Consider the following 21,843-nt stretch of genomic DNA (forward strand, 5'->3'; position numbering starts at 1 on the left):
ACTGCACCCCAAAGGTTGGACAACCCACCTTTGGGGTGTTTTTCATGACTGAACCGCTTGGATTTCCTGGACAGTGCCGAGCGTTAGTGTTCGGTCTTTCTGAACAGCCTGGACGTCAACCGTCCAGCTTCATGGGCCGGTTCAATGGCGCGGCCGTGAAAATGCGTGTGGAAAGGGGGCAGGCGGGGCGCGCCCGCGCTCACGAATTCGCGGCGGCCGGCGTGCGGCGGCGCTGCGTGACCTGCAGCATGACGAGCGCGAGTCCGGCGGCGGCGATCAGCGCGCCAACGAGCGGCACTGCCGCGTAGCCGAACCCGGCCGAGATCGCCGCACCGCCAGCGGCGGCGCCCAGCGCGTTGCCGAGGTTGAACGCGCCGATGTTGACGGCCGACGCGAGGCCCGGCGCTTCGTGGGCCGCGCGCATCACGCGCATCTGCAGCGGCGGCACGACCGCGAACGTCGCGATTCCCCAGACCAGCAGCGTGACGCCGGCGCCCGCATGCGTGGCGGCGAGCAGCGGGAACGCCGCCATCGTCGCGATCAGCAGTACCAGGAAGCCGATCAGCGTGCCGTCGAGCGAGCGGTCGGCCAGCCGGCCGCCCGCGACGTTGCCGATCGAGAAGCCGACGCCGATCAGCACGAGCATCGCGGTCACGAAGCCGGGCGTTGCGCCCGTCAGGTGTTCGAGCGTCGGTGCGACGTACGTATAGAGCGTGAACATCGCGCCGGCGCCGAGCACGGTCGTCCCGAGCGCGCCGAGCACGACGGGCCGCGTCAGCACGGACAGTTCGGCGCGCAGGTCGGGCATCGTGCCGGCTTCGCCCTTCGGCAGCGCGGCGAACAGGCCGGCGATCGCGATCAGGCCGAGGCCGGCCGTCGCCGCGAACGACATGCGCCAGCCGATGATGTGGCCGAGCCAGGTCGCGGCCGGCACGCCGCCGACGTTCGCGATCGTCAGGCCCATGAACATCGTCGCGACCGCGCTGGCCTGCTTGTCGCGCGGCACGAGGCTTGCCGCGACCACCGAGCCGAGCCCGAAGAACGCGCCGTGGTTGAGACTCGTCACGAGCCGCGCGAGCAGCAGCGTCGTGTAGTCGGGTGCGACCGCCGACAGCAGGTTGCCGATCGTGAAGATCGACATCAGCGCGATCAGCGCGGCGCGGCGCGACCAGCGCGCGAGCAGCAGCGTCATCAGCGGCGCGCCGACCATCACGCCGATCGCATACGCGCTGATCAGCATGCCGGCTTGCGGTATCGACACGTGCACGCCGTCGGCGATCACGGGCAGCAGACCCATCGGCGAGAACTCGGTCGTGCCGATGCCGAACGCGCCGGCGGCGAGTGCGAGCAGCGGCAGTGCGGCGCCGCCGCGGGACGGGGAGGAAATCGTGGGGTTCACGCGGTGAGCTCCTGTAAGCGGGGAACGACGGCATGAGGCCGTTGAGGACAGCGTGAAGTGTGCCTGCATTACTTTTGCGGAAAAAGCCGCATTCGGACGAAATTATCTTGATTTCATGTCAACAATGCAGCGTGCGGGCAACGTGCATGGCGTGGCCCGGGAGCCGTGCTTCGGCGGGAGAGGCGATCGCCGATGGCCGGCGTCGCGCAATGGCCGAAACGCCTTTCACCGCCGGGCTCGACGGCAAAAAAGCCCCGACCACAGGGGGACCGTGGCCGGGGCGGAAACGCATCCTCTCTTTGGCACGAGGGGTTGGATGCGCGCGCAGTATATTTCGGGCCATGACGATTCGAATCGGCGTTAAACGACTGTTTTTGGTGTCAATTTGAAAATTGCGGTGTCGTGGCGTCGTCCGTCGGCGTTCCGAAAGATTTTTCGATGACGCGATGGTGTCGTTTAGTCCACAAAAACCGCAGAAACGCCGGGATCGCGGAAATGGGCATTCCGTCCGTCGGGGCGGCAACGTGCATCGTCCGACCGCGCGCCGATGCATCCGCATCCGTATTCGTTCAGCCCGATTCGCCGGCCGCCGCGCGGACCGCCGCCAGGAAACGCGCGACGACGGGCGACGGCGCCGCCGCCGCGCCGTCGAACACGAACTCGATGTCGAAGCGGCTCGCGAGTTCGTCGAGCGCGACGAGCCGGACCGTGCGCGGGCAGGTCGGCGACGCGCTTTCCGGCACGAACGCGCAGCCCATCCCGGCCGCGACGAGACCGATCAGCGTCGGGATGTCGCTGCCGACCTGCGCGATGCGCGGCGTGAAGCCGGCCTGCTGGCACTGGGTCATCAGGAACCGGTGGTGCGCGGCGGAGCGCTGCGCATCGAACCAGACGAACGGCTCGTTCGCGACGTCGGCCAGCGTGCGTGGCGCGACGAAGCGGCCGCCCGGCGGCGCGGGCATCGCCAGCACGAAGCGATCGCTCAACAGCCGTACACCCGTCAGATGCGGCGCTTCGTCGCGACGCCACGCCATGATCCCGGCATCGAGCTGGCCGCGCATCAGCGCGTTCGCCTGCTCGGCCGACAGCATCGGCGCGATCGACAGTTTCACGTCCGGGCACGCATCGCGAAACGCCTTCAGGACGTTCGCGACGACCGGCAACGGCAGGCAGTTCGGCAGCGCGCCGAGCCGCAGTTCGCCGAGCTGGCCGGCCGCGCTGCGCAACGCGCGCTCGCGGCTGTCCTGCAGCATGGCGAGCAGGCCGGTCGCATCGTGCAGGAAGCTCGTGCCGGCCGCGGTGAGCGTGACGCCCGTCGCGCGCCGGATCAGCAGCGGCGTGCCGATCGCGTCCTCGAGCTCGCGGATCTGCCGCGACAGCGCGGGCTGCACGATGCCGGCCGCGCGGGCGCCGGCCATCACGCTGCCGGCCTCGGCGACGGCGACGAAGTAGCGCAGGTGACGCAGCTCGATCTGGCGCATGCGGTGTCCGGTCGGTGAGTGGATATGCCTGTGAAGCATAGCAAACGCCATTCGATGGTATTGGAAAGCATGACGAGCGTGCCGTACGATGGCCGTCGTTGCCGCCTTCGCTCGTCGCTCGTCGCGTGCGTTTTCCTCCGTCCTCATTGCGTTCCGTCCCATGCCGCTTCATATCCCGACTCCCTATATCCGCTCGCCCATCGCGTCCCGTCGGCTCGGCAAGGCCATCCGGCTGAAGCTCGATGCGCTTCAGCCGTCAGGCTCGTTCAAGCTGCGCGGCATCGGCGCCGTCTGCGAAGCGCGCCATGCAGACGGGGCCCGGCGGTTCGTGTCGTCGTCGGGCGGCAACGCGGGCATCGCGGTCGCGTATTGCGGCCGCGAGCTTGGCGTGCCGGTGCGCGTCGTCGTGCCGGAAAGCACGTCGGCCCGGGCGCGCGAGCTGATCCGCGTCGAAGGCGCGGAACTCGTGGTGCACGGCGCGAGCTGGGCGGAGGCGAATGCGTTCGCGCAGTCGGCGCTCGGCGAGCACGACGCGTTCGTGCATCCGTTCGACGATCGCATCCTGTGGCAGGGGCACGCGACGATGATCGACGAGATGGCGGCGGCAGGCCCGAAGCCCGACGCGATCGTGCTCGCGGTCGGCGGCGGCGGTCTGCTGTGCGGCGTGCTCGAAGGGCTGGCGCGCAACGGCTGGCACGACGTGCCGGTCGTCGCGGCCGAGACGGAAGGCGCCGACTGCTATGCGCGCTCGCTCGCGCAGGGGCATCCGGTCGAACTGGCGGCCATCGCGAGCATCGCGACGACGCTCGGTGCGAAGCGGCCGTGCGACGCCGCAGTCGAATGGGCGACCCACCACGCGATCCATCCGGTCGTCGTGTCCGATGCCGACGCGGTGGCCGCGTCGCTGCGGTTTCTCGACGAACACAGGATCGTCGTCGAGCCTGCGTGCGGCGCTGCGCTGGCCGCGCTGGAGCGGCCGGTGCCGGTGCTCGCGTCGGCAGCGGAGATCGCGGTGATCGTCTGCGGCGGCGTGACCACGACCGTCGAGCATTTGCAGACGCTGCGCGCGACGTTGCGGTAGGCGAGGGCGCCGGCAGACAGCGCAGTCGCGAGACGACGGGCCGCCTGCGATCGTCGTGTGTGGTGTACTGCGGGCTTGGACCGCGTGCAGCCAGCGGCGATGCGTCGGCGTTGTCCTTGTCATCCCTTCAATCCCGCGCGGCCATGCGCGGCCGGCATACGGCCGCATGGGCATGAACGGTTTCGGGGATGACGCGGAAGGGAGGCGTACCGTCGCGCTACGGCGCATCCGCCCGGGCGCGACGATACGGGAGCGCGATCAGTGCGCGGTTGGCGCGCTCGCGCCGGACGACGCCGACGATGCGGACGATGCGACCGGATCGGCGGCAGCCGGCGCAGGCGATGCGCTCGACGGCGCCGATGCTGCCGACGAAGGCGCGGGCGCGGCCGACGACGGAGCGGCGTTGGTCGGCGCTGCCGGACGTGGAGCAGACGCGGGCGCGGAAGCCGGTGCGGCCGTCGAACCGGAAGTCGACGAAGGGGCGGGCGCGGTTGCCGGACCGGAAGCCGGCACAGGCGCCGACGCGGGAGCAGGCACCGACGCAGGCGCCGGACCGGCCGCCGAAGCGGGCGCAGGTGCGGACGCCGCTGCGGGCGCCGCTCCCGAAGCCGGCACGGACCCGGACGCCGCCGCTGGCGCGGCAGCGCGCGTTGCAGGCGCCGCGACGGCCGATGCCGCCGACGGCACGGCATTTGCGCCCGACCCCGGCGCGACGCCCGGCGCCGAAAGCGGCACCGGCGCCGCGGGCGGCGTCGGCACGACCGGCGTCGTCATCTTCATCGGCTCGCCTTGCTGTGTCGGCGCGGGCTCGGGCAGCGGCGCGACGGGCTCCTTCTCGGCGGCCTTCACGGTCGCGCGGTCGCGGCGCGCCGGGTCGATCTTCAGGAAATGGTCGACGAGATTGAAGAAGCGCTCGTAGAACACGCCGGCGGGAATCGTCTCGCTCGCGGTCTTGACGAGCGCATCGTCGCTCGACCCGATCGGCAGCGACAGCGAACCGAACACGCTGAGGCCGACGCTGGCCGACGTATTCGATTTCTTCAGCGTATAGCGGTCCTGCACCGCGTTTACGTACGCGATGCTCGACGAGCCGTCCGCATTCGCATCCGCGCACACGACGTGAAACTCGATCACGACGTGCATGTCGTTGCTCGGCTGGAAATTCTTGCTGCCGTCGACGGCGTCGTTGCGCGACGACGACACCACGTAGCCCTGGCTCAGCAGTGCGCGCCGCGCGGCCTCGCAGGCCGCGTCGGATTTCGAGTGGAACGTATGCGCATACGGGCTGCTGGTCGCGTCGAACTGTTCCTGCTGGTAGATCGGCTTGGGCGGCGACGAGCATGCCGCCAGCACGGTCGCGGCCGCGAGCGCGCACGAAACGGAAAACAGGCGAAATCGGTTGTGCATGGCGTCTTTCAGAAGGCTCGGCGAGAGGCGGCGCAAGGGTGATGCCCGGATGGGCGTGCACACACGTCTCGTGTGGCCGGGGCGACATTATAGTTTCGTTTGATGTCGCGCTCGCTTCAGACGGCCGGCGCGCCGTGCGCCGCGGCCAGCAATCGCGACGTCAGCGGGTGATGTTCACCGCGCCGCGAGCGGATCGCGTGGATTTCCTCGGTCACGTCGCCCGCCCGGCCGAGCCGCCTGAGCCCGCGCAACAGCGACGCATCGTTCGCGCCGAGTTCGCTCAGCGGAAACACGCCGAGGCCGCGCGCCGCGAACACGGCCATCAGCGCGCTGTCCTCGAATTCCCCGGCCACCCGCGGCACGATCCGCTCGCTTTCCAGCCACAGGTCGAGACGCGCGCGCAATGCCGAATGCGCGGTCGGCAGCAGCACCGGCAGGCCGGCCAGGCATTGCGGAAAGCGCTGCCGGGCGGCCGGCGTGACGAGCGCCGCGGGCCCGTACCAGTCGACCGGCGACGCGACGAGACGCTCGCTCGTCACGCGCAGGTTCGATCCGGACGGCGCGCCTTGACCGGCCAGCACGAGATCCAGATGATGCAGCGCGAGTTCCGCGAGCAGCGCGTCGTGCTCGCCCTCGTGGCACAGCAGCCGCAGTGTGGGCGTGTCGAGCACCGGGGCCAGGATCGCGTGCGCGGCGAGCTTGGAGATGCCGTCCGCGAGGCCGACCGCGAGTCGCACGGTCGGCTGGCTGGCCGCCGCGCGCACGTCGTCGGGAATCAGCCGGCCCATCTCGAAGATGACCTCCGCGCGCGCGAAGGCGGCTTGCCCCGCGTCGGTCATCGCGACGCCGCGCCCGGCCGGCCGCAGCAACTGGTGCCCGAGCGATTTCTCCAGTTCGCGCACCTGCGCGCTGATCGTCTGCACGGCCATGTCCAGTCGGGCGGCCGCACGCGCGAAGCCGCCTTCCTTTACGACGACCCAGAAATAGTACAGATGTCGAAAATTCAGCATCGGAGCAGGATATATCGTAAAAACCGAACCTGAAGTCAGATTCTCTCTGATTTTTCCGAAGTGTGGGGCGGCATATCATCGGGTTTTCCACTTTCGTATCGGCCCATCCCATGGACTACCTGCTGACGCTTGCCGCCGACCCCGCCGTCTGGGCCGCGCTCCTGACGCTCGTCGTGATGGAAGTCGTGCTCGGCATCGACAACCTGATCTTCATCTCGATCCTCAGCAACAAGCTGCCCGAGGCGCAGCGCGCGCGTACCCAGCGCCTCGGCATCGCGCTCGCGCTGGTGATGCGCCTCGCGTTGCTCGGCAGCGTCGCGTGGATCGCGAGCCTCACCGAACCCGTGTTCACGCTGTTCGACCATGCGTTCTCGTGGCGCGACATGATCCTGCTGTCGGGCGGCCTGTTCCTCGTGTGGAAGGCGACCACCGAGATCCATCACCACGTGTCGCACGACGGTAACGGCGCGGGCGGGGCCGTCGGTGCGGCCGGCCTGACGGTGTGGGCCGCGATCGGCCAGATCGTGATGCTCGACATCGTGTTCTCGATCGACAGCATCGTGACCGCGATCGGCATGACCGAGCACGTCCCGATCATGTTCGTCGCCGTGATCGTCGCCGTGGCCGTGATGCTGTTCGCGGCGCAGCCGCTCGCCCGCTTCATCGACCGCAACCCGACGATCGTGATGCTCGCGCTGTCGTTCCTGGTCGTGATCGGCATGACGCTGATCGCCGAAGGATTCGGTTCGCACGTGCCGAAGGGGTACATCTATGCGGCGATGGCGTTCTCGGCGTTCGTCGAGGGCATGAACATGCTGGCGCGGCGCGCGAAGGCGAAACGGGCGGCGCACGTGGCGCGCGACTGACGCGGCATGCGTGACGCCGGCCGCCGCGGCGGCCGGCTCGCGCACCTCATACGGAATCCGAATGAGATTCGAACGGAAAGGAGAAATGCGATGAAATGTCCTGTCTGCAAGACGCCCGACCTGCTGATGGCCGAGCGCCAGTCGATCGAGATCGACTACTGCCCGACTTGCCGCGGCGTGTGGCTCGATCGCGGCGAACTCGACAAGCTGATCGCCCGCGAAACCGGTGACGCGCCGGCTCGCCGCGACGCCGCGCCGGCGCAACGCGATGCGCACGCGCAGCACGGCCGCGACGACGGCTGGGGGCGCGACGGCCGCTCGCACGACGAGCGATACCGGCACGACGGCCGGCGTCGCAAGAAGTCGGTGTTCGACCTGTTCGATTTCGATTGAATCTGCCGTCCGCGCGCCTGAATGCGCGCGGCCCGATGCAATGAAGCCCCGCCCGGCATCGCGCCGGTGCGGGGCTTTTTCACGCGCGTCGCGTCAGGACACGCATCGACCTTTACGCATTGCCGGCCGTCACGTCGATGCGGCGCGGACGCGTTTCCTCGCGGCGCGGAATCGTCAGCGTCAGCACGCCGTCGCGCAGGTTCGCGTCGATCCGCGACGTGTCGAGATCGGCGCTCAGCACGAAGGATCGCGCATAGCGCGTCGCGCGCATTTCCGCGTGCCGTACGCGCAGGTCGGACGGCGCATCGATGTGCGTCGCGGCTTCGATCGTCAGCGTGTTGTCGTGCACCTTCACGTCGAGGTTCTCGCGCGGCACGCCGGGCAGGTCGGCCCGCAGCGTGACGCCGCGCGGATCCTCGGCGATGTCGACGGACGGGGCGATCGCGGGCCGGCGGGCGGCTTCGGCGGCGGCAGCGTGAACGGTGCCCGGGTGGCGTTCGGCCAGAGTCGGATTCGTATTCATGTCGGTATCCTGAAGGTTACTGAATGGTGATCGCACGCGGCTTCGATGCTTCGCGCCGGCCGACGCGAATCAGCAGGCAGCCGTTTTCGTAGCGGGCGCTGACCTGGTCGGGGTCCGCATCGCGCGGCAGTTCGACCACGCGGCGGAACGCGCCGTGAAAGCGCTCCTGCGCATACGTGCGCACGTCGTCGCCTTCGGTGCGCGGCGCCGGTTTGCGCTCGCCGCTGATCGTCAGCAGATCCTTGTCGATCGATACGTCGAAGTCGGCCGCGGCCATGCCGGGCGCGAATGCGACGATCTCGATCGCATCGTCGGTGGCGCCGACGTTGAGTGCGGGAAAGGCGCCGGGGCGCACCGCGCGGATGCCGGACGGGCGCTCGCCGAGCAGGCTCGCCATCTGCCGTTGCACACGGGCGAATTCGTCGAACAGGTCGTTGCCGAAATGGATACCGCTCATGTTGGTCCTCCTGAACAGGGAACGCGGGAGACGTGACGGCGCGACGCCTGCGGCGGGCGCGACGGGTGGCTCCACTGGATCGATACGGGGGCGGTGCGTTGCATGAGGCACTGCCCGACGACGCTTAATTAGTGGCCGCCGTCGCGCATTTCAAGAGGGATTGCGTGATCTGCGCCGACGCGTGCGCGCGGGATTCGATGCGACAATCGGCGCGGCATATCCGCAGACCAACCACACGGGACAACCATGGACATTCGACGTATCGCGATCGTCGGCGCCGGCGTGATCGGCGCGAGCTGGGCCGCTTTCTACCTGACGCAGGGTTTCGACGTCGTCGCGACCGACCCGGCCCCGCAGGCCGATGTGCGGCTGCACGACGCGCTGGCCGCGTTTCTCGGCGAGCGGGCCGCCGAACTTGCTGCGCGGCTGTCGTTCGACGCGGATCTCGTGCGTGCGCTGGACGGCGTCGACTTCGTGCAGGAGAGCGGCCCCGAGCGACTCGACCTGAAGCGCGCGCTCTATCGTCAGATGGACGACGTGCTGCCCGCGCACGTGCCGATCGCGTCGAGCTCGTCGGGCCTGAAGATGTCCGATATCCAGACCGCGTGCGCGAAGCACCCGGAACGCTGCCTGATCGCGCATCCGTTCAATCCGCCGCACCTGATCCCGCTCGTCGAGCTGGTCGGCGGCGATGCGACCGGCCAGGACGTGATCGCGCGCGTGAAGCATTTCTACGACGGGCTCGGCAAGCAGACGATCGTCCTGAACAAGGAGATGACCGGCCACGTCGCGAATCGGCTCGCGGCCGCGCTGTTTCGCGAGGTGTATCACCTCGTCGGCGAAGGCGTCGTGAGCGTCGCCGACGCGGACAAGGCTGTCGCGTGGGGCCCCGGCCTGCGCTGGGGGCTGATGGGGCAGTGCCTGACCTATCACCTCGGCGGCGGCGCGGGCGGGATCGCGCACTTTCTCGAACACCTGTCGGGGCCGATCACGAGCTGGTGGGACGACCTCGGCACGCCTTCGTTCGATCCGGAAGTCGATCGCAAACTGAACGACGCGCTGCGCGCGATCCAGGGCGAGCGCTCGATGCAGGAGCTGGCGGCGGAGCGCGACCGGTTGCTCGTCGAGCTGATCGACGCGCGGCGCCGCAGCTTCCTGCCCTGATCCCGATTGAATCGCGCGCGGCGGCGGCGCCGGTCACTGCTGCGACGCCGCCTGAGGCGCGGGCGGCACATGGGCCAGCCACGCGGGGCTCGCGGCCTGCACGAGTTCGCGGTTGCGCGCGCGGGTCGCGGCGTCCGGCGGGTAGTTGCCGTCGTTCGTCGGCAGTTCGCCGTCGAGATAGGCCTGCTTGAGCTGGTCGACGACTTCCGCGCGCGTCAGGCCCGGAGCGGGAGCCGGCGCGTCGGTCTGGGCAAAGGCGGGGGACAGCAGCGCGGCTGCGGCGGTCGCGACGGCGAATCGCAGGACGGTCTTCATGGCGGGCTCCGATCAAGGGGACGGGGTATCGGAGGCGCGCGGCGATGCGCGGTACGCCTCCGATGGGTCCCATTGTCGCGAGCGGGTGCTGCGCGGACGATGACGCGTGCCGGGCAAAGCTGTCAGGTGCGGGCGCGACCGCACGGCGCCGTTACAACTCGGCCGCCGCCGCGATCAGCGTGGCTTCCAGCGCGAGCGTCGAGCGCGACGCGGCCGCCGGGCGATCGATCACGTATTCGAGTTCGCCGAGTTCCGGCAGTCCCGCCTCGAGCCGTGCGAGCCCGGCCGGGATCACGTAGCCGGCGAACGCGCTGACGCCGAGCCCCGCGCTCGCGGCCGCCCGCAACACCGCGATGCTGCTGCTCACGACGGCGATCCGGTAAGGGCGCCCGACGGCTTCGAGCGATTCGAGCACGCGGCGGCGCGACACGCTCGGCTCCGGATGCATCGCGAGCGGCAGCACGGCTTCGTGGCCGGTGATCCGCGAATCGGGGCCGGTGCACCAGTACAGCGGTTCGCTGCGGATCACGCGGCCGCGCCGGCTGCCGGCGATGCGTTTCGCGAACACGAGATCGTGCCGGCCTTCGTCGAGCGCGTCGAACAGGTCGCCCGACAGCCCGGTCGAAATCGCGAGTTCGACGTCCGGGTTGCGCTGCACGAAGCTCGCGAGCGCGGCCGTCAGGTGCGCCGACGCGAAATCCTCCGACATCGCGAGCCGCACCTTGCCCGACAGCGGCGGCCCGCATACCGACGTGACGGCCTCGTCCATCAGTTCGAGGATGCGCACCGCGTAGCGGAACAGCGCGTCGCCGTGCTGCGACAGGTGCACGTTGCGCGTGTCGCGCTCGAACAGCGGCCGGTCGAGCAGTTCCTCGAGGCGGCGGATATGCTGGCTGACGGTCGACTGCGACAGGTTCACGCGCTCGGACGCGGCGGTGAAGCTGCCGGACTGGGCGACGGCGACGAAGCTGCGCAGCAACTCGGGCGGTAACGGACGCATTGCTAAATCCACTGAATCGGTTTCGACAACTTCATAAATGGCCGGATTTTGCGGCGCTAGTATCGGATCACGCGCCAGTGCGGCCTCTGCGCAGGGGGCACCGGACGCGTAGCCCGTGTCGCGCCGCCGGCTGCATCGGTCAGTCTAAGCCATCCGGCGTCCGGCCCGAACCCGCATCATCCCATCGACCCCGAGAACGCGCTCGCACGACGAGCCGCCGGGCCGCGGCGCCCCGCCGCAGGAGACAAACAGTCCGCCCGGGATCGGCGTGCGGGCCTGGCTCCCGCACGCGTCAGGCGCCCGTCACGAAGAGACTGGAGACGACTCATGATCATCTACGGAACCGCGCTGCTGGCGTTCTGCCACCTGGCCGGACTGTTTCTCGGCGACCTGCTCGGCGCAGCCATCGGCGTGAAGACCAACGTCGGCGGCGTCGGCATCGCGATGCTGCTGCTGATCTGCCTGCGCCTGTGGCTGCACCGGCGCGGCTGGTTGCCGAAGGAGACCGAGGCCGGCGTCGGTTTCTGGGGCGCGATGTACATCCCGGTCGTCGTCGCGATGGCCGCGAACCAGAACGTCGTCGCTGCGCTCAAGGGCGGCCCGGTCGCGTTGCTGGCCGCCGTCGGCGCGGTCGCGATCTGCGCGTGCTGCATCGCGGTACTCGCGCGCATGGGGCGCGACGACACGGCCTTCGCGGGCGTGCCGCAATTCGAAGAACAGTAACGGAGGCCGCCATGCTGCAGATGCTCGAAAAAACCGTCGCCCACAACGGGCTCGTCGCGTCGTTCGCGCTGGTCGGCCTGATCATGTGGCTGTCGTCGATCGCGTCGCGCAAGCTCACGTTCGGCCGCGTGCACGGCTCGGCGATCGCGATCGTCATCGGTCTCGTGCTCGCGTACGTCGGCGGCGCATTCACCGGCGGCGAGAAGGGATTGGCCGACGTCAAGCTGTTCGCCGGCATCGGCCTGATGGGCGGCGCGATGCTGCGCGATTTCGCGATCGTCGCGACCGCGTTCGAAGTGCAGCCGGCCGAGGCGCGCAAGGCCGGGCTCGTCGGCGTCGTGTCGCTGCTGCTCGGCACCGTGCTGCCGTTCATCGTCGGCGCGTGCGTCGCGCGCGCGTTCGGCTATACCGATGCGGTCAGCATGACGACCATCGGCGCGGGCGCCGTCACCTACATCGTCGGGCCCGTCACGGGTGCGGCGATCGGCGCGAGCTCCGACGTGATCGCGCTCAGCATCGCGACGGGGCTCGTCAAGGCGATCATCGTGATGGTCGGCACGCCGGTTGCGGCCAACTTCATGGGCCTGAAGACGCCGCGCTCCGCGATGATCTTCGGCGGGCTGGCCGGCACCGTCAGCGGCGTGAGCGCGGGGCTCGCCGCGACCGACCGCCGGCTCGTTCCGTACGGCGCGCTGGTCGCGACGTTCCATACCGGCGTCGGCTGCCTGCTCGGGCCTTCGCTGCTGTTCTTCACGACGCGCGCGCTGGTCGGTGCCTAGGGCCTGTTCACGCTAATAACGGGCCAGCCCCGCGAACGAATTTTTTCCAAACAGGGGAACGTGCCTTTCCGCCCGCATGGCGGCGTCGTTCGTCGTTGCAATAGCTACGGCTATTGCGCCTCCTTTCTCCTTGCCCTGCGGGTGGAAAGGCACGTTCGCAAGCCCGTTATTAGCGCGAACAGGCCCTAGGGCGATGCGACGCGACCCGCGCGCGGGCCGCATCCATCGCGGCGCCCTCTGAGTCGCATTCTGCATCATCATCAATCGGCGGCGGCGCCAGGCTTAGAATGCCGCTGAACCATCGAAGCGGAGAACTGTTCATGACGGGATGGAATCACGCGCGGCAGGCGCGCGATGCACGCCTCGCGGCCGGCGCGGCCTACGCGCAGGGCAAGCGGGTCGATGCGCGCGACACCGTCGCGTTGCTCGAAGCGGTGCTGCGGCCCGGCGACCGCGTCTGCCTCGAAGGCGACAACCAGAAGCAGGCCGATCTGCTCGCCACCGCGCTCGCCGACGTCGACAGCGCGAAGATCCACGACCTGCACATGGTGCAGTCGGGCGTCGTGCTGCCCGAGCATCTCGACGTGTTCGAGCGCGGGATCGCGAAGCGTCTCGACTTCGCGTATTCGGGCCCGCAGTCGCAGCGCATTGCGAAGCTGCTGTTCGGCGGCAAGATCGCGCTCGGCGCGGTGCATACGTATCTCGAATTGTTCGCCCGTTACTTCATCGACCTCACGCCGCAGGTCGCGCTGATCGCGGCCGTGAGCGCCGACGCCGACGGTAACCTGTACACCGGCCCGAACACGGAGGACACGCCGACCGTCGTCGAGGCCACCGCGTTCAAGGACGGCATCGTGATCGCGCAGGTCGACCGCATCGTCGACAAGGTGCCGCGCGTCGACATCCCGGGCGATCGCGTGCATTTCGTCGTCGAGGCCGGCCGGCCGTTCTACGTCGAGCCGCTGTTTACGCGCGATCCGGCCGCGATCACCGAAACGCAGATCCTGACCGCGATGCTCGCGATCAAGGGCATCTACGAGCCGTACGGCATTCGCCGCCTGAATCACGGGATCGGCTTCAACACGGCCGCGATCGAGCTGCTGCTGCCGACCTACGGCGAGAAGCTCGGGCTGAAGGGCAAGGTCTGCACGCACTGGGCGCTCAATCCGCACCCGACGCTGATTCCCGCGATCGAATCGGGTTGGGTCGAGCAGATCCACTGCTTCGGCTCCGAAGTCGGGATGGACGACTACATCCGTGCGCGCTCCGACGTGTGGTTCACGGGCCCCGACGGATCGCTGCGCTCGAACCGCGCGTTCTGCCAGACGGCCGGCCTCTATGCATGCGACATGTTCATCGGCTCGACGTTGCAGATCGACCTGGCAGGCCATTCGTCGACGGTCACGGCCGAGCGGATCGCCGGCTTCGGCGGCGCGCCGAACATGGGCAGCGACGCGCGCGGCCGCCGCCATCCGAGCGAGCCGTGGCTGAAGGCCGGCGCGCAAGCCGACCCCGACACGCCGGCGGCGCTGCGGCGTGGCCGCAAGCTGGTCGTGCAGATCGGCGAGACGTTCGGCGACAAGAACGTGCCGATGTTCGTCGAGAAGCTCGACGCGTTGAAGCTCGCCGACAAGCTGCAGCTCGACCTCGCGCCGATCATGGTGTATGGCGACGACGTCACGCACATCGTCACCGAGGAAGGGATCGCGAATCTGCTGATGTGCCGCGACAAGGACGAACGCGAGCACGCGATCCGCGGCGTCGCCGGCTATACGGACGTGGGCCGCGGCCGCGACCGGAAGCTGGTCGAGCGGCTGCGCGAGCGCGGCGTGATCCGCCGCCCGGAAGATCTCGGCATCGATCCGCTCGACGCCGACCGCCGCTGGCTTGCCGCGCGTTCGATCAAGGATCTCGTGCACTGGTCGGGCGGGCTCTATGCGCCGCCGGCCCGGTTCCGCAACTGGTGAGGAAGAGGGCATGGAACAGTTGAACTATCGCTTCACCGCGCGCGAACGCGCGAAGGGCGAGCAGCCCGCGGCGCTCGTCGGCGTGGTCGCGTCCGGCAACCTCGAGGTGCTGGTCGAGCGCGTGCTGCCCGGCAACGAATGCGAGATCGACATCCGCACCGCGGCCGTCGGTTTCGGCGCGGTCTGGCAGGCGGTCGTGTCGGATTTCGTCGAACGGCGCACGCCGGGCGGCCTGAGGCTGTCGATCAACGACGGCGGCGCGCGCCCCGACATGGTGTCGCTGCGGCTCGCGCAGGCCGTGCGCGCGATCGAGGGAGACGCATGATGAGCGACGTGATTCACGACGCGCCGGCGTTCGTCGCGAACGCGGCGAGCTGGTACGAAGCGTCGGCGCGGCAGCGTATCGACGGGCTGCTCGACGCGGGCAGTTTCGGCGAATTCCTGGGGCCGGCCGAGCGCGTGACGAGCCCGCACCTGCCGCTGTTCGATCTGCCGCAGCAGTTCGACGACGGGATGGTGGTCGGCCACGGCCGGCTCGACGGCCGGCCGGTGTTGGTCGCCGCGCAGGAGGGCCGCTTCATGGGCGGTGCGTTCGGCGAAGTGCACGGCGCGAAGCTCGTCGGGTTGCTGCGCGCCGCGCGCGAAGTCGGCAAGCCGGTGCTGATCCTGTTCGATACGGGCGGCGTGCGGCTGCAGGAAGCGAACGCGGGCGAGCTCGCGATCGCCGAGATCATGCGCGCACTCGTCGAAGCGCGTGCGGCCGGCGTGCCCGTGATCGGGCTGATCGGCGGGCGGGCGGGCTGCTACGGCGGCGGCGGGTTGCTCGCCGCGTGCTGTTCGGCGCTCGCGGTGTCCGAGCAGGGGCGCATCAGCGTGTCGGGCCCCGAAGTGATCGAGACCAATCGCGGCGTCGAGGAATTCGATTCGAAGGATCGCGCGCTGATCTGGCGCACGATGGGCGGCAAGCACCGGCGGCTGATCGGCGGCGCCGATCGTTACGTGGCCGATACGCCGGACGCGTTCCGCGCGGCCGCGCTCGAGCTGATCGACCGTGCGCCGGCGTTCGATGCCGCGATGCTGCGCGCGGAGCAGGCGCGCCTCGAAGCGCGGGTCGAGCGGTTCGGCGCCTGCCAGGATGCGCTCGACGTGTGGCGCATGCTCGGCGCGGATCGGCCGGAAGCGATTCCCGGCATGCCCGACGACGAATTCGCCACGCTCGCCGACCAGTTACAGGAGCAGAAATGAAACGACCCCCACGCTCACTTCGTTCGCTGCGCCCCGAGGGGGCGCCTGCCTGCCTTGGGGCGGCCCGGCGGGAGGCAGCATGACGCTCGATGAAATACTGAACGCGCTGTTTCCCACGGGCCATGCGATTGCGCGCAACGGAGGCTTGCTGACGGGCCACGCGGAACTGGCCGGCGTGCGCGTCGACGTGATCAGCGTTGCCGAGCGCTTGCCGTTCGGCATCGACGAGGCGCTGACGCTCGCGTCGCACGTGCTCGATACGGTCGCGCGCGGCGGCGACACGCCGATCCTCGTGCTGGTCGACAGCGACAGCCAGCGGATGAGCAAGCGCGACGAATTGCTCGGCCTGAACGAAGGGCTGTCGCATCTCGCGAAGTGCCTGATGCACGCGGATCTCGCCGGGCACCGGACGATCGGCGTGCTGTACGGCCACACGGCCGCCGGCGCGTTCATCGCGACCGCGCTCGCGACGCGCACGCTGCTCGCCGTGCCGGGCGCCGAGCCGGAGGTGATGGATCTGCCGTCGATGTCGCGCGTGACCAAGCTGCCGATCGACGTGCTGAAGGAGATGGCGCGTTCGACACCGGTGTTCGCGCCGGGGCTCGACAATCTCGTGAAGATGGGCGCCGTCGACGCCGTGCTCGATCCGTCCCGCGCGCTCGACGCGCAGGTCGGCGAATGGCTCGGCAAGCCGGCCGAGCGCATCGACCGGCGCGCGGCGCGCGGCCGGCCGGTCGCGACCGACGTCGCCGCCCGCGTCGAGGCACTCGCGCGTGCCGCCCGCTGAGCTGCCGCTGCGCCGCCACACGCTGGTCACGCTGACGGCGGCCGGGTGGGGCGCGGCATTTGCCCGCGACCCCGCGCTCGCGGGCGACCCGCTCGTACGCGCATGGGCCGCACGCGGCTGGCCGCTGATCGTGCGTCGCGCGTCGCCGGATGAAGCCGATGCCGGCCGCGTGCCGCTCGGCCTGCCGCTGCCGCCGTCGGCGGGCAAGCGGCGCATCGCGCTGAACGTGGCCGCCGATGCGCTCGCGACGGTCGGTCCGCTGCCGACGTTGACGGACGTGCGCGCCGCCGCGCCCGCCGCATGGCAGGCGCCGTTGCGCGATCTCGATGCGCTCGGCGCGCGCTGCGGCGTGCAGGGCCGCGTGTTCGGCAGCCTCGCATGGCAGGCGCTGACGGGGGAGCCTTACCTGAGCGCCTCATCCGATCTCGACATCGTATTCCCGCTGCCCGATCCCGCATCGCTCGCACCGTTGCTCGACGGTCTCGCGGCGATCGACGCGCGCGCGCCGATGCGCATCGACGGCGAACTGCTGCGCGACGACGGCGCGGGCGTCAACTGGCGCGAACTGCACGCGCGGTTGCCCGAAGTCGCGGTGAAGACCGCGCTGGCCGTCGAGCTGATGCGCGCCGATGTATTCGCCGGAGGCACGCGATGAGCGCACGGGGTGCCTGCCGCCTGGCGGCGCCGTCCGATGCCGAGCGCATCGCCGCGCTGGCCGAGCGCAGTCTCGTGCTCGAGATCGAGACCTATCCGAAGCCAGGCCTCGTCAGTCACGTCGACACCGGCAGTCACGCGGACATGGACGCGGCGACGTTCGCGCGCAGCGCGGCCGTGCTGCGGCCGTATTTCGCGGAACTCGCCGACGCGGGCGCGCGCGACGCGGACATCGCCGTGCTGCGCAAGATCGGCCTGCGTGCCGAACACGCGATGCTCGCCGTGACCGGCGGCGTCAACACGCATCGCGGCGCGATCTTCGGGCTCGGGCTGCTGTGCGCGGCCGCCGGCCGGCGTGCGCGGCCGGACGCGATGCCGGATGGCACCACGCTCGGTGCGTTCGTGGCCGGTCGCTGGGGCGCCGAGATCCTCGGCGGCCCGCGTTTGCCGGACAGCCATGGCGAGCGCGCCAGCCGCCGCTACGGTGTCGGCGGAGCGCGTCGCGAGGCGGCCGAGGGCTTCCCGTCCGTGTACGCGGTCGGGCTGCCCGCGCTGCGCCGCGCACGGCGCGACCTGCCGGACGATCCGGAAGCCGCGCGGGTCGCCGCGTGCTTCGCGCTGATCGCCGTGCTCGACGACACGAATCTTCTGCATCGGGGCGGGCAGGGCGGCCTCGATTTCGCCCGCGCGACCGCCCGCGCGTTCGTCGCGCGCGGCGGCGTGCGGGCGCGCGACTGGCGGCTGCGCGCGGCGGCCGCGCATCGTGCGTTCGTCGCGCGCCGGCTGAGCCCGGGCGGCGCGGCCGACCTGCTCGCGATGAGCGTATTCGTCGATGCGCTCGAAGCCGAAGGGGACGCGCGATGACGCTGGCCATCCTGTGCTCGGGGCAGGGCGCGCAACGCGCCGACATGTTCGACCTGACCGGTTCGGCGCCGCAGGCCGACGCACTGTTCGTGCATGCGGGGCGCCTGCTCGGCGACGATCCACGTGCGTGGGTCCGGCAAGCCGGACCCGACGCGCTGTCGGAAAACCGCGCTGCTCAGATTCTCTGCACGGTCCAGGCGCTCGCGGCGGCGGCGCTGCTCGATGCGGTGTGGCCGCGCCGGCGCTGCGTCGCGGGCTACAGCGTCGGCGAGGTCGGCTCGTGGAGCGTCGCGGGGATGATCGACCCGCGCGATGCGCTCGATCTGGCCGCCGCGCGGGCCCGCGAGATGGATGCCGCGAGCGGCGGCGACGAGCGGATGGTGTTCGTGCGCGGTCTGACGCGCCCGCAACTCGCGCAGATGTGCGACGGTCGCGACGCGGCCATCGCGATCGCGAATCCCGGCGATGCGTTCGTGGTCGCGGGGCGGCGCGCCGACGTCGATGCCGTGGCCGACGATGCGACCCGTGCCGGCGCGCTGCGCGTGGCGCCCGTCTGCGTGCGGATCGCATCGCACACACGCCGGCTCGCGGCTGCCGTACCCGCATTCCGCGCGACGCTGGCCGCGACGCCCGTGCGCCGGCCGGTGCCCGGCACGCGGCTGTTTTCGGGGATCGACGGCGCATCGGTGCTCGATGTCGACGCGGGCCTCGACAAGCTCGCGCGGCAGATCGCCGAGCCGGTCGAGTGGGCGGCCTGTCTCGCCGCGTGCGTGGAGGCCGGCGCAACCGCGTTTCTCGAACTCGGCCCCGGACGCGCGCTGGCCGAGATGGCCGCCGGCGCGTATCCCGCGCTGCCGGCACGCAGCCTCGCGGATTTCCGTTCCGTCGAAGGCGTGACGAGATGGCTCGCGCGCGTCGCGGCCGGCTGATCGGCGGGTTGAAACCCGGCTGAAACCCGCCGCCGGGCACCTGTTTCGCACCGTGTGTTGCGCCGGCGCAGCAGCGTCGCAGCCGCCCCTTGCCACGCGAATTGGCGTCGCTACAATGGCGCCCGCCATGAGACCAGCCGCCTTCTTTCTCGCCGCGTTCTGTTGCGCGACGAGCGTCCACGCCAGCCACATTCCGTCCGACGCCGCATCGGTCGGCACGTACTTTTCGTATGACAGCGCGGCGGCCGACGCGACCGTCGATCTGATCGAACAGGCGCAGCGCCGCGTGCTGCTGGCCGGCTATACGCAGGTGCCGCCGGCTGTCGCGAGCGCGCTGCGCTCGGCCCGCGCGCGCGGGATCGAAGTGCGCGTCGTGCTGGTGCGCCCGCCGCGTGCGGGCCGGTACAGCGGCGCCGGCTATCTGAAATCCGCGGGCATCGACGTCGCGATCGATTCCCGGCACGGCGGCCCCGCGTCGCGCTTCGCGATCGTCGACGACAGCGTCGCGTTGACGACCCTGTCCGACGGTGCGGCCGAGCACGCCGACACGGTGAACGTGTTCCGGCGCGCGCCCGAACTCGCACAGTCCTACGCGCAGTCGTTCTGGCGGCTGTACCGGCAGGCCGGCGGCCTCTGACCCTTTCCGCGGCGCATCGCGCGCCGGTATGACCCTGCTTGCATCGGCGCGAGCGATGAACCATCCTCGTTGACAGGCGCCGGCGCGGGTTGTGCGCACCCGGCGCAACGGCAGGGAGTCGATCGTGACCGAAAGCAGTTTTGCCGATCGCGCCGATGCCGGCCGCCAACTGGCGGACGCGTTGCGCGAATACGCGGGGCGAAGCGATGTGGTCGTGCTCGCGTTACCGCGCGGCGGCGTGCCCGTCGCGTATCCGGTCGCGTGCGCGCTGCACGCGCCGCTCGACGTGCTGGTCGTGCGCAAGCTCGGCGTGCCGTCCGACCCCGAGTTCGCGATGGGCGCGATCGCGACGGGCGGCGCGACCCATCTGCAACGTTCGGTGATCCGCGCGATGGACGTATCCGATACGCAACTCGCCGACGTGATCGCGCGCGAGACGGCCGAACTGCAGCGCCGCGAAGCGCTGTATCGCGGCGCGGTGTCGCCGCAGGCGGTGGACGGACGCATCGCGATCGTCGTCGACGACGGCGTCGCGACCGGCGCGTCGATGCGCGTCGCGCTGCAGGCGCTGCGCGAGCGCCACCCGGCGCGCATCGTCGCGGCGGTGCCGGTCGCGCCGGCGGGTGCGGCGCACGCGTTCGACGGCCTGGCCGACGCGTTCGTCACGGTGTCGCAGCCGCTGCGGTTCTTCGGGATCAGCCAGTTCTACGCGCGCTTCGAGCAGACGAGCGACGACGAGGTGCGCGCGCTGCTCGACGCGGCGCGCCCCTGACGCAGCGTCACGTCCGACGGCTCCGGCGCGGGCGCGCTCGGCCGGCTTCCGCCAGCGCGAACACGCGCTGCAGCGCCGGATGGACGTTGCCGTGCCAGCGTGGCCCCGTAAACAGCCCGTAGTGATCGCAATCGTCGATGTCGACGCGATGACGCTCGTCGGCCGACAGGCCGCTGCACAGGCCGAGCGCCGCATGCGTCTGCCCGGCGCCCGTGACCGCGTCGCGGGCGCCTTCGACGGTCAGCAGCACGACGTCGCGCAGCGCGGCGGGTTCGACGCGCCGGCCGCGCACGCGCCACGCGCCGGTCGCGAGCAGCATGCGCTGGAACACGACGTCGATCGTGTCGAGAAAATAGTCGGCCGGCATGTCGAGCAGCGCCGTGTATTCGCGCAGCGCCCGCCGGGCGTCGGCAAGCCCGTTCATGTCGAAACGCGACGCCGCCAGCGCGTAGGTTTCGATCAGCGTCAGAAAGCGTTGCGGATACAGGAGCGCGATCTCGCCCTGTTGCAGATAGGTCGGGAACACGGCGCGGCCGTGCCCCGCGAAGCCGGGTGGCACGATGTCGATCAGGTGGCGCCGGCACCAGTCGAGCGAATGGGCGGCGGCCGCGGCGCCAAGCGCGCTCGGGTTCAGCCGCGCGTCGAGCGGGCCGCCGATCAGCGTGATACTGGCGAGCGGCGCGAGGCCGCGTGCGGCACGCAGCGCGAGTGCGCCGAGCGCCGGGACGGTCGCCTGGCACACGGCGACGACGTGCAGCGGCCGATCGTCGCGCTGGAGGGTGGCGACGAAGCCGTCGAGCATCGCGACGTACTCGTCGAGCCCGAAACGGCCTGCCGCGAGCGGCACGTCGCGCGCATTGCGCCAGTCGGTCACGCAGACGTCGCCATCGGCGAGCAGCGTTTCGGCGGTTTCCCGCATCATCACGGCCGCGTGCCCGACGAGCGGCGCGCACAGCAATACCGTGCGGCGCGCATCGGCGTGCGCGAAGCGCCGCAAATCGCAAAACGGCGTGTGCGCGACGACTTGCTCGCCGACGTCCGGCCACGCGAGGTCGAAGCCCGGCGGCGCGGCCTGCGGCCCGAGCAGCGGTTCGAACAGGTCGTCGTAGCACGACGACGCGGCATGCGGCAGCGACGCCGCGGGCCACGCATCGAACGCGTATCGCGTCGCCGCGCGCCATGCGCGCATCCATTCCCGCTGCTGCTCGACGACGGCGTACCACATGGCGGACCCTTGGGGCGGAAGGAGCGTGAACCTGCATTATGGTCACTGTGGACGGGCAGTGCGAGCCCGATGCGCGGCCGGCCGATGCGTGTCGAGCGAACGGCACGCTAGGCACTGCCGCGCGACACTGCTACAGTCGTCGGTCCCATTTCCTCGAAGCGGAGC

At 70.4% G+C, this 21,843-nt stretch carries 24 protein-coding genes; 15 read left to right on the forward strand and 9 right to left on the reverse strand.

The features are described from left to right. Positions 1-199: 199 nt before the first annotated feature. Together WS89_RS17790 and WS89_RS17795 are read right to left on the reverse strand one after the other, a co-directional pair. The gene (locus WS89_RS17790) at positions 200-1,399 is read right to left on the reverse strand and encodes an MFS transporter (protein ID WP_059792367.1); all 1,200 of its coding nucleotides are present in this window, start codon (positions 1,397-1,399) and stop codon (positions 200-202) included. Positions 1,400-1,968: 569 nt separating this feature from the next. Then, on the reverse strand, positions 1,969-2,880 hold the full coding sequence (locus WS89_RS17795; protein ID WP_059792369.1) for a LysR family transcriptional regulator: 912 nt from the start codon (positions 2,878-2,880) through the stop codon (positions 1,969-1,971). A gap of 160 nt (positions 2,881-3,040) precedes the next feature. Between WS89_RS17795 and WS89_RS17800 the strand changes: the two genes are divergently transcribed. Beyond that, on the forward strand, positions 3,041-3,961 hold the full coding sequence (locus WS89_RS17800; RefSeq protein ID WP_059792372.1) for a pyridoxal-phosphate dependent enzyme: 921 nt from the start codon (positions 3,041-3,043) through the stop codon (positions 3,959-3,961). A gap of 258 nt (positions 3,962-4,219) precedes the next feature. Here the strand turns inward: WS89_RS17800 and WS89_RS17805 are convergent, their stop codons facing one another. Then, the gene (locus tag WS89_RS17805) at positions 4,220-5,368 is read right to left on the reverse strand and encodes a DUF2242 domain-containing protein (protein WP_059792374.1); all 1,149 of its coding nucleotides are present in this window, start codon (positions 5,366-5,368) and stop codon (positions 4,220-4,222) included. A 116-nt stretch (positions 5,369-5,484) separates the two neighbouring features. Continuing rightward, on the reverse strand, positions 5,485-6,378 hold the full coding sequence (locus WS89_RS17810) for a LysR family transcriptional regulator (protein ID WP_059792375.1): 894 nt from the start codon (positions 6,376-6,378) through the stop codon (positions 5,485-5,487). A gap of 110 nt (positions 6,379-6,488) precedes the next feature. On the opposite strand from WS89_RS17810, the gene WS89_RS17815 reads away from it, so the two are divergent. Next, complete coding sequence (locus tag WS89_RS17815; protein ID WP_034206923.1) at positions 6,489-7,244, forward strand: TerC family protein; 756 nt, start codon at positions 6,489-6,491, stop codon at positions 7,242-7,244. 90 nt (positions 7,245-7,334) lie between these two features. Further along, positions 7,335-7,637: a TFIIB-type zinc ribbon-containing protein gene (locus tag WS89_RS17820; RefSeq protein ID WP_059501925.1), complete on the forward strand. Its 303-nt coding sequence runs from the start codon at positions 7,335-7,337 to the stop codon at positions 7,635-7,637. Positions 7,638-7,749: 112 nt separating this feature from the next. Here the strand turns inward: WS89_RS17820 and WS89_RS17825 are convergent, their stop codons facing one another. Together WS89_RS17825 and WS89_RS17830 are read right to left on the reverse strand one after the other, a co-directional pair. After that, the gene (locus WS89_RS17825) at positions 7,750-8,160 is read right to left on the reverse strand and encodes an Hsp20/alpha crystallin family protein (RefSeq protein ID WP_059792377.1); all 411 of its coding nucleotides are present in this window, start codon (positions 8,158-8,160) and stop codon (positions 7,750-7,752) included. Between the two features lie 16 nt (positions 8,161-8,176). Continuing rightward, positions 8,177-8,617, reverse strand: coding sequence for an Hsp20/alpha crystallin family protein (locus WS89_RS17830; protein WP_034206926.1), 441 nt, complete (start codon positions 8,615-8,617; stop codon positions 8,177-8,179). Between the two features lie 246 nt (positions 8,618-8,863). Between WS89_RS17830 and WS89_RS17835 the strand changes: the two genes are divergently transcribed. Next, positions 8,864-9,781 (forward strand): 3-hydroxyacyl-CoA dehydrogenase NAD-binding domain-containing protein, encoded by a 918-nt coding sequence (locus tag WS89_RS17835; protein WP_059792379.1) that lies wholly within the window; start codon positions 8,864-8,866, stop codon positions 9,779-9,781. A 33-nt stretch (positions 9,782-9,814) separates the two neighbouring features. On the opposite strand, the gene WS89_RS17840 is transcribed toward WS89_RS17835, so the two are convergent. Then, positions 9,815-10,096, reverse strand: a complete 282-nt coding sequence (locus WS89_RS17840) for a DUF4148 domain-containing protein (RefSeq protein ID WP_059792381.1) — start codon at positions 10,094-10,096, stop codon at positions 9,815-9,817. Positions 10,097-10,247: 151 nt separating this feature from the next. After that, the gene (locus WS89_RS17845) at positions 10,248-11,096 is read right to left on the reverse strand and encodes a LysR substrate-binding domain-containing protein (RefSeq protein ID WP_059501933.1); all 849 of its coding nucleotides are present in this window, start codon (positions 11,094-11,096) and stop codon (positions 10,248-10,250) included. Positions 11,097-11,423: 327 nt separating this feature from the next. On the opposite strand from WS89_RS17845, the gene madL reads away from it, so the two are divergent. The 11 genes from madL (at position 11,424) to WS89_RS17900 (ending at position 20,453) form a co-directional block, all read left to right on the forward strand. After that, a complete protein-coding gene (gene madL / locus WS89_RS17850; protein WP_059501935.1) occupies positions 11,424-11,819 on the forward strand; it encodes a malonate transporter subunit MadL in 396 nt (131 codons plus the stop codon). Positions 11,820-11,830: 11 nt separating this feature from the next. Further along, a complete protein-coding gene (madM, locus tag WS89_RS17855; RefSeq protein ID WP_059501937.1) occupies positions 11,831-12,598 on the forward strand; it encodes a malonate transporter subunit MadM in 768 nt (255 codons plus the stop codon). 320 nt (positions 12,599-12,918) lie between these two features. After that, positions 12,919-14,565, forward strand: coding sequence for a malonate decarboxylase subunit alpha (gene mdcA, locus WS89_RS17860; RefSeq protein ID WP_059792609.1), 1,647 nt, complete (start codon positions 12,919-12,921; stop codon positions 14,563-14,565). Positions 14,566-14,575: 10 nt separating this feature from the next. Next, entirely contained in the window at positions 14,576-14,890 is a 315-nt protein-coding gene (gene mdcC, locus WS89_RS17865; RefSeq protein WP_059792383.1) for a malonate decarboxylase acyl carrier protein, read from the forward strand. After that, the gene (locus tag WS89_RS17870; protein ID WP_059501940.1) at positions 14,887-15,810 is read left to right on the forward strand and encodes a biotin-independent malonate decarboxylase subunit beta; all 924 of its coding nucleotides are present in this window, start codon (positions 14,887-14,889) and stop codon (positions 15,808-15,810) included. Before mdcC ends, WS89_RS17870 begins: the two co-directional genes overlap by 4 nt. A 79-nt stretch (positions 15,811-15,889) precedes the next feature. Next, complete coding sequence (mdcE, locus tag WS89_RS17875; protein WP_059792385.1) at positions 15,890-16,597, forward strand: biotin-independent malonate decarboxylase subunit gamma; 708 nt, start codon at positions 15,890-15,892, stop codon at positions 16,595-16,597. After that, positions 16,584-17,252 carry a malonate decarboxylase holo-[acyl-carrier-protein] synthase gene (mdcG, locus tag WS89_RS17880; RefSeq protein ID WP_059501945.1) on the forward strand — a complete coding sequence of 223 codons (669 nt, stop codon included), beginning with the start codon at positions 16,584-16,586 and terminating at the stop codon, positions 17,250-17,252. Before mdcE ends, mdcG begins: the two co-directional genes overlap by 14 nt. Beyond that, positions 17,249-18,115: a triphosphoribosyl-dephospho-CoA synthase MdcB gene (mdcB, locus tag WS89_RS17885; protein WP_059792387.1), complete on the forward strand. Its 867-nt coding sequence runs from the start codon at positions 17,249-17,251 to the stop codon at positions 18,113-18,115. The genes mdcG and mdcB overlap by 4 nt, the downstream gene beginning before the upstream one ends. Then, complete coding sequence (locus tag WS89_RS17890) at positions 18,112-19,044, forward strand: acyltransferase domain-containing protein (RefSeq protein WP_059792389.1); 933 nt, start codon at positions 18,112-18,114, stop codon at positions 19,042-19,044. The genes mdcB and WS89_RS17890 overlap by 4 nt, the downstream gene beginning before the upstream one ends. Before the next feature lie 115 nt (positions 19,045-19,159). Further along, complete coding sequence (locus tag WS89_RS17895) at positions 19,160-19,681, forward strand: phospholipase D-like domain-containing protein (RefSeq protein ID WP_059501953.1); 522 nt, start codon at positions 19,160-19,162, stop codon at positions 19,679-19,681. A 124-nt stretch (positions 19,682-19,805) separates the two neighbouring features. Beyond that, positions 19,806-20,453, forward strand: a complete 648-nt coding sequence (locus WS89_RS17900; RefSeq protein ID WP_059792611.1) for a phosphoribosyltransferase — start codon at positions 19,806-19,808, stop codon at positions 20,451-20,453. A 7-nt stretch (positions 20,454-20,460) separates the two neighbouring features. Here the strand turns inward: WS89_RS17900 and WS89_RS17905 are convergent, their stop codons facing one another. After that, positions 20,461-21,678: a polyhydroxyalkanoate depolymerase gene (locus tag WS89_RS17905; RefSeq protein WP_059792392.1), complete on the reverse strand. Its 1,218-nt coding sequence runs from the start codon at positions 21,676-21,678 to the stop codon at positions 20,461-20,463. Positions 21,679-21,843 lie beyond the last annotated feature (165 nt).

The organism is Burkholderia sp. MSMB1072, assembly GCF_001524725.1.
Taxonomy (GTDB): Bacteria; Pseudomonadota; Gammaproteobacteria; order Burkholderiales; family Burkholderiaceae; genus Burkholderia.

What these genes read in the sequence shown, in the direction of transcription:
- WS89_RS17795 (WP_059792369.1), bottom strand. Translation starts at nt 2,880, where the DNA reads ATGCGCCAGATCGAGCTGCGTCACCTGCGCTACTTCGTCGCCGTCGCC.
- WS89_RS17800 (WP_059792372.1), top strand. Translation starts at nt 3,041, where the DNA reads ATGCCGCTTCATATCCCGACTCCCTATATCCGCTCGCCCATCGCGTCC.
- WS89_RS17805 (WP_059792374.1), bottom strand. Translation starts at nt 5,368, where the DNA reads ATGCACAACCGATTTCGCCTGTTTTCCGTTTCGTGCGCGCTCGCGGCC.
- WS89_RS17810 (WP_059792375.1), bottom strand. Translation starts at nt 6,378, where the DNA reads ATGCTGAATTTTCGACATCTGTACTATTTCTGGGTCGTCGTAAAGGAA.
- WS89_RS17815 (WP_034206923.1), top strand. Translation starts at nt 6,489, where the DNA reads ATGGACTACCTGCTGACGCTTGCCGCCGACCCCGCCGTCTGGGCCGCG.
- WS89_RS17820 (WP_059501925.1), top strand. Translation starts at nt 7,335, where the DNA reads ATGAAATGTCCTGTCTGCAAGACGCCCGACCTGCTGATGGCCGAGCGC.
- WS89_RS17825 (WP_059792377.1), bottom strand. Translation starts at nt 8,160, where the DNA reads ATGAATACGAATCCGACTCTGGCCGAACGCCACCCGGGCACCGTTCAC.
- WS89_RS17830 (WP_034206926.1), bottom strand. Translation starts at nt 8,617, where the DNA reads ATGAGCGGTATCCATTTCGGCAACGACCTGTTCGACGAATTCGCCCGT.
- WS89_RS17835 (WP_059792379.1), top strand. Translation starts at nt 8,864, where the DNA reads ATGGACATTCGACGTATCGCGATCGTCGGCGCCGGCGTGATCGGCGCG.
- WS89_RS17840 (WP_059792381.1), bottom strand. Translation starts at nt 10,096, where the DNA reads ATGAAGACCGTCCTGCGATTCGCCGTCGCGACCGCCGCAGCCGCGCTG.
- WS89_RS17845 (WP_059501933.1), bottom strand. Translation starts at nt 11,096, where the DNA reads ATGCGTCCGTTACCGCCCGAGTTGCTGCGCAGCTTCGTCGCCGTCGCC.
- madL (WP_059501935.1), top strand. Translation starts at nt 11,424, where the DNA reads ATGATCATCTACGGAACCGCGCTGCTGGCGTTCTGCCACCTGGCCGGA.
- madM (WP_059501937.1), top strand. Translation starts at nt 11,831, where the DNA reads ATGCTGCAGATGCTCGAAAAAACCGTCGCCCACAACGGGCTCGTCGCG.
- mdcA (WP_059792609.1), top strand. Translation starts at nt 12,919, where the DNA reads ATGACGGGATGGAATCACGCGCGGCAGGCGCGCGATGCACGCCTCGCG.
- mdcC (WP_059792383.1), top strand. Translation starts at nt 14,576, where the DNA reads ATGGAACAGTTGAACTATCGCTTCACCGCGCGCGAACGCGCGAAGGGC.
- WS89_RS17870 (WP_059501940.1), top strand. Translation starts at nt 14,887, where the DNA reads ATGATGAGCGACGTGATTCACGACGCGCCGGCGTTCGTCGCGAACGCG.
- mdcE (WP_059792385.1), top strand. Translation starts at nt 15,890, where the DNA reads ATGACGCTCGATGAAATACTGAACGCGCTGTTTCCCACGGGCCATGCG.
- mdcB (WP_059792387.1), top strand. Translation starts at nt 17,249, where the DNA reads ATGAGCGCACGGGGTGCCTGCCGCCTGGCGGCGCCGTCCGATGCCGAG.
- WS89_RS17890 (WP_059792389.1), top strand. Translation starts at nt 18,112, where the DNA reads ATGACGCTGGCCATCCTGTGCTCGGGGCAGGGCGCGCAACGCGCCGAC.
- WS89_RS17895 (WP_059501953.1), top strand. Translation starts at nt 19,160, where the DNA reads ATGGCGCCCGCCATGAGACCAGCCGCCTTCTTTCTCGCCGCGTTCTGT.
- WS89_RS17905 (WP_059792392.1), bottom strand. Translation starts at nt 21,678, where the DNA reads ATGTGGTACGCCGTCGTCGAGCAGCAGCGGGAATGGATGCGCGCATGG.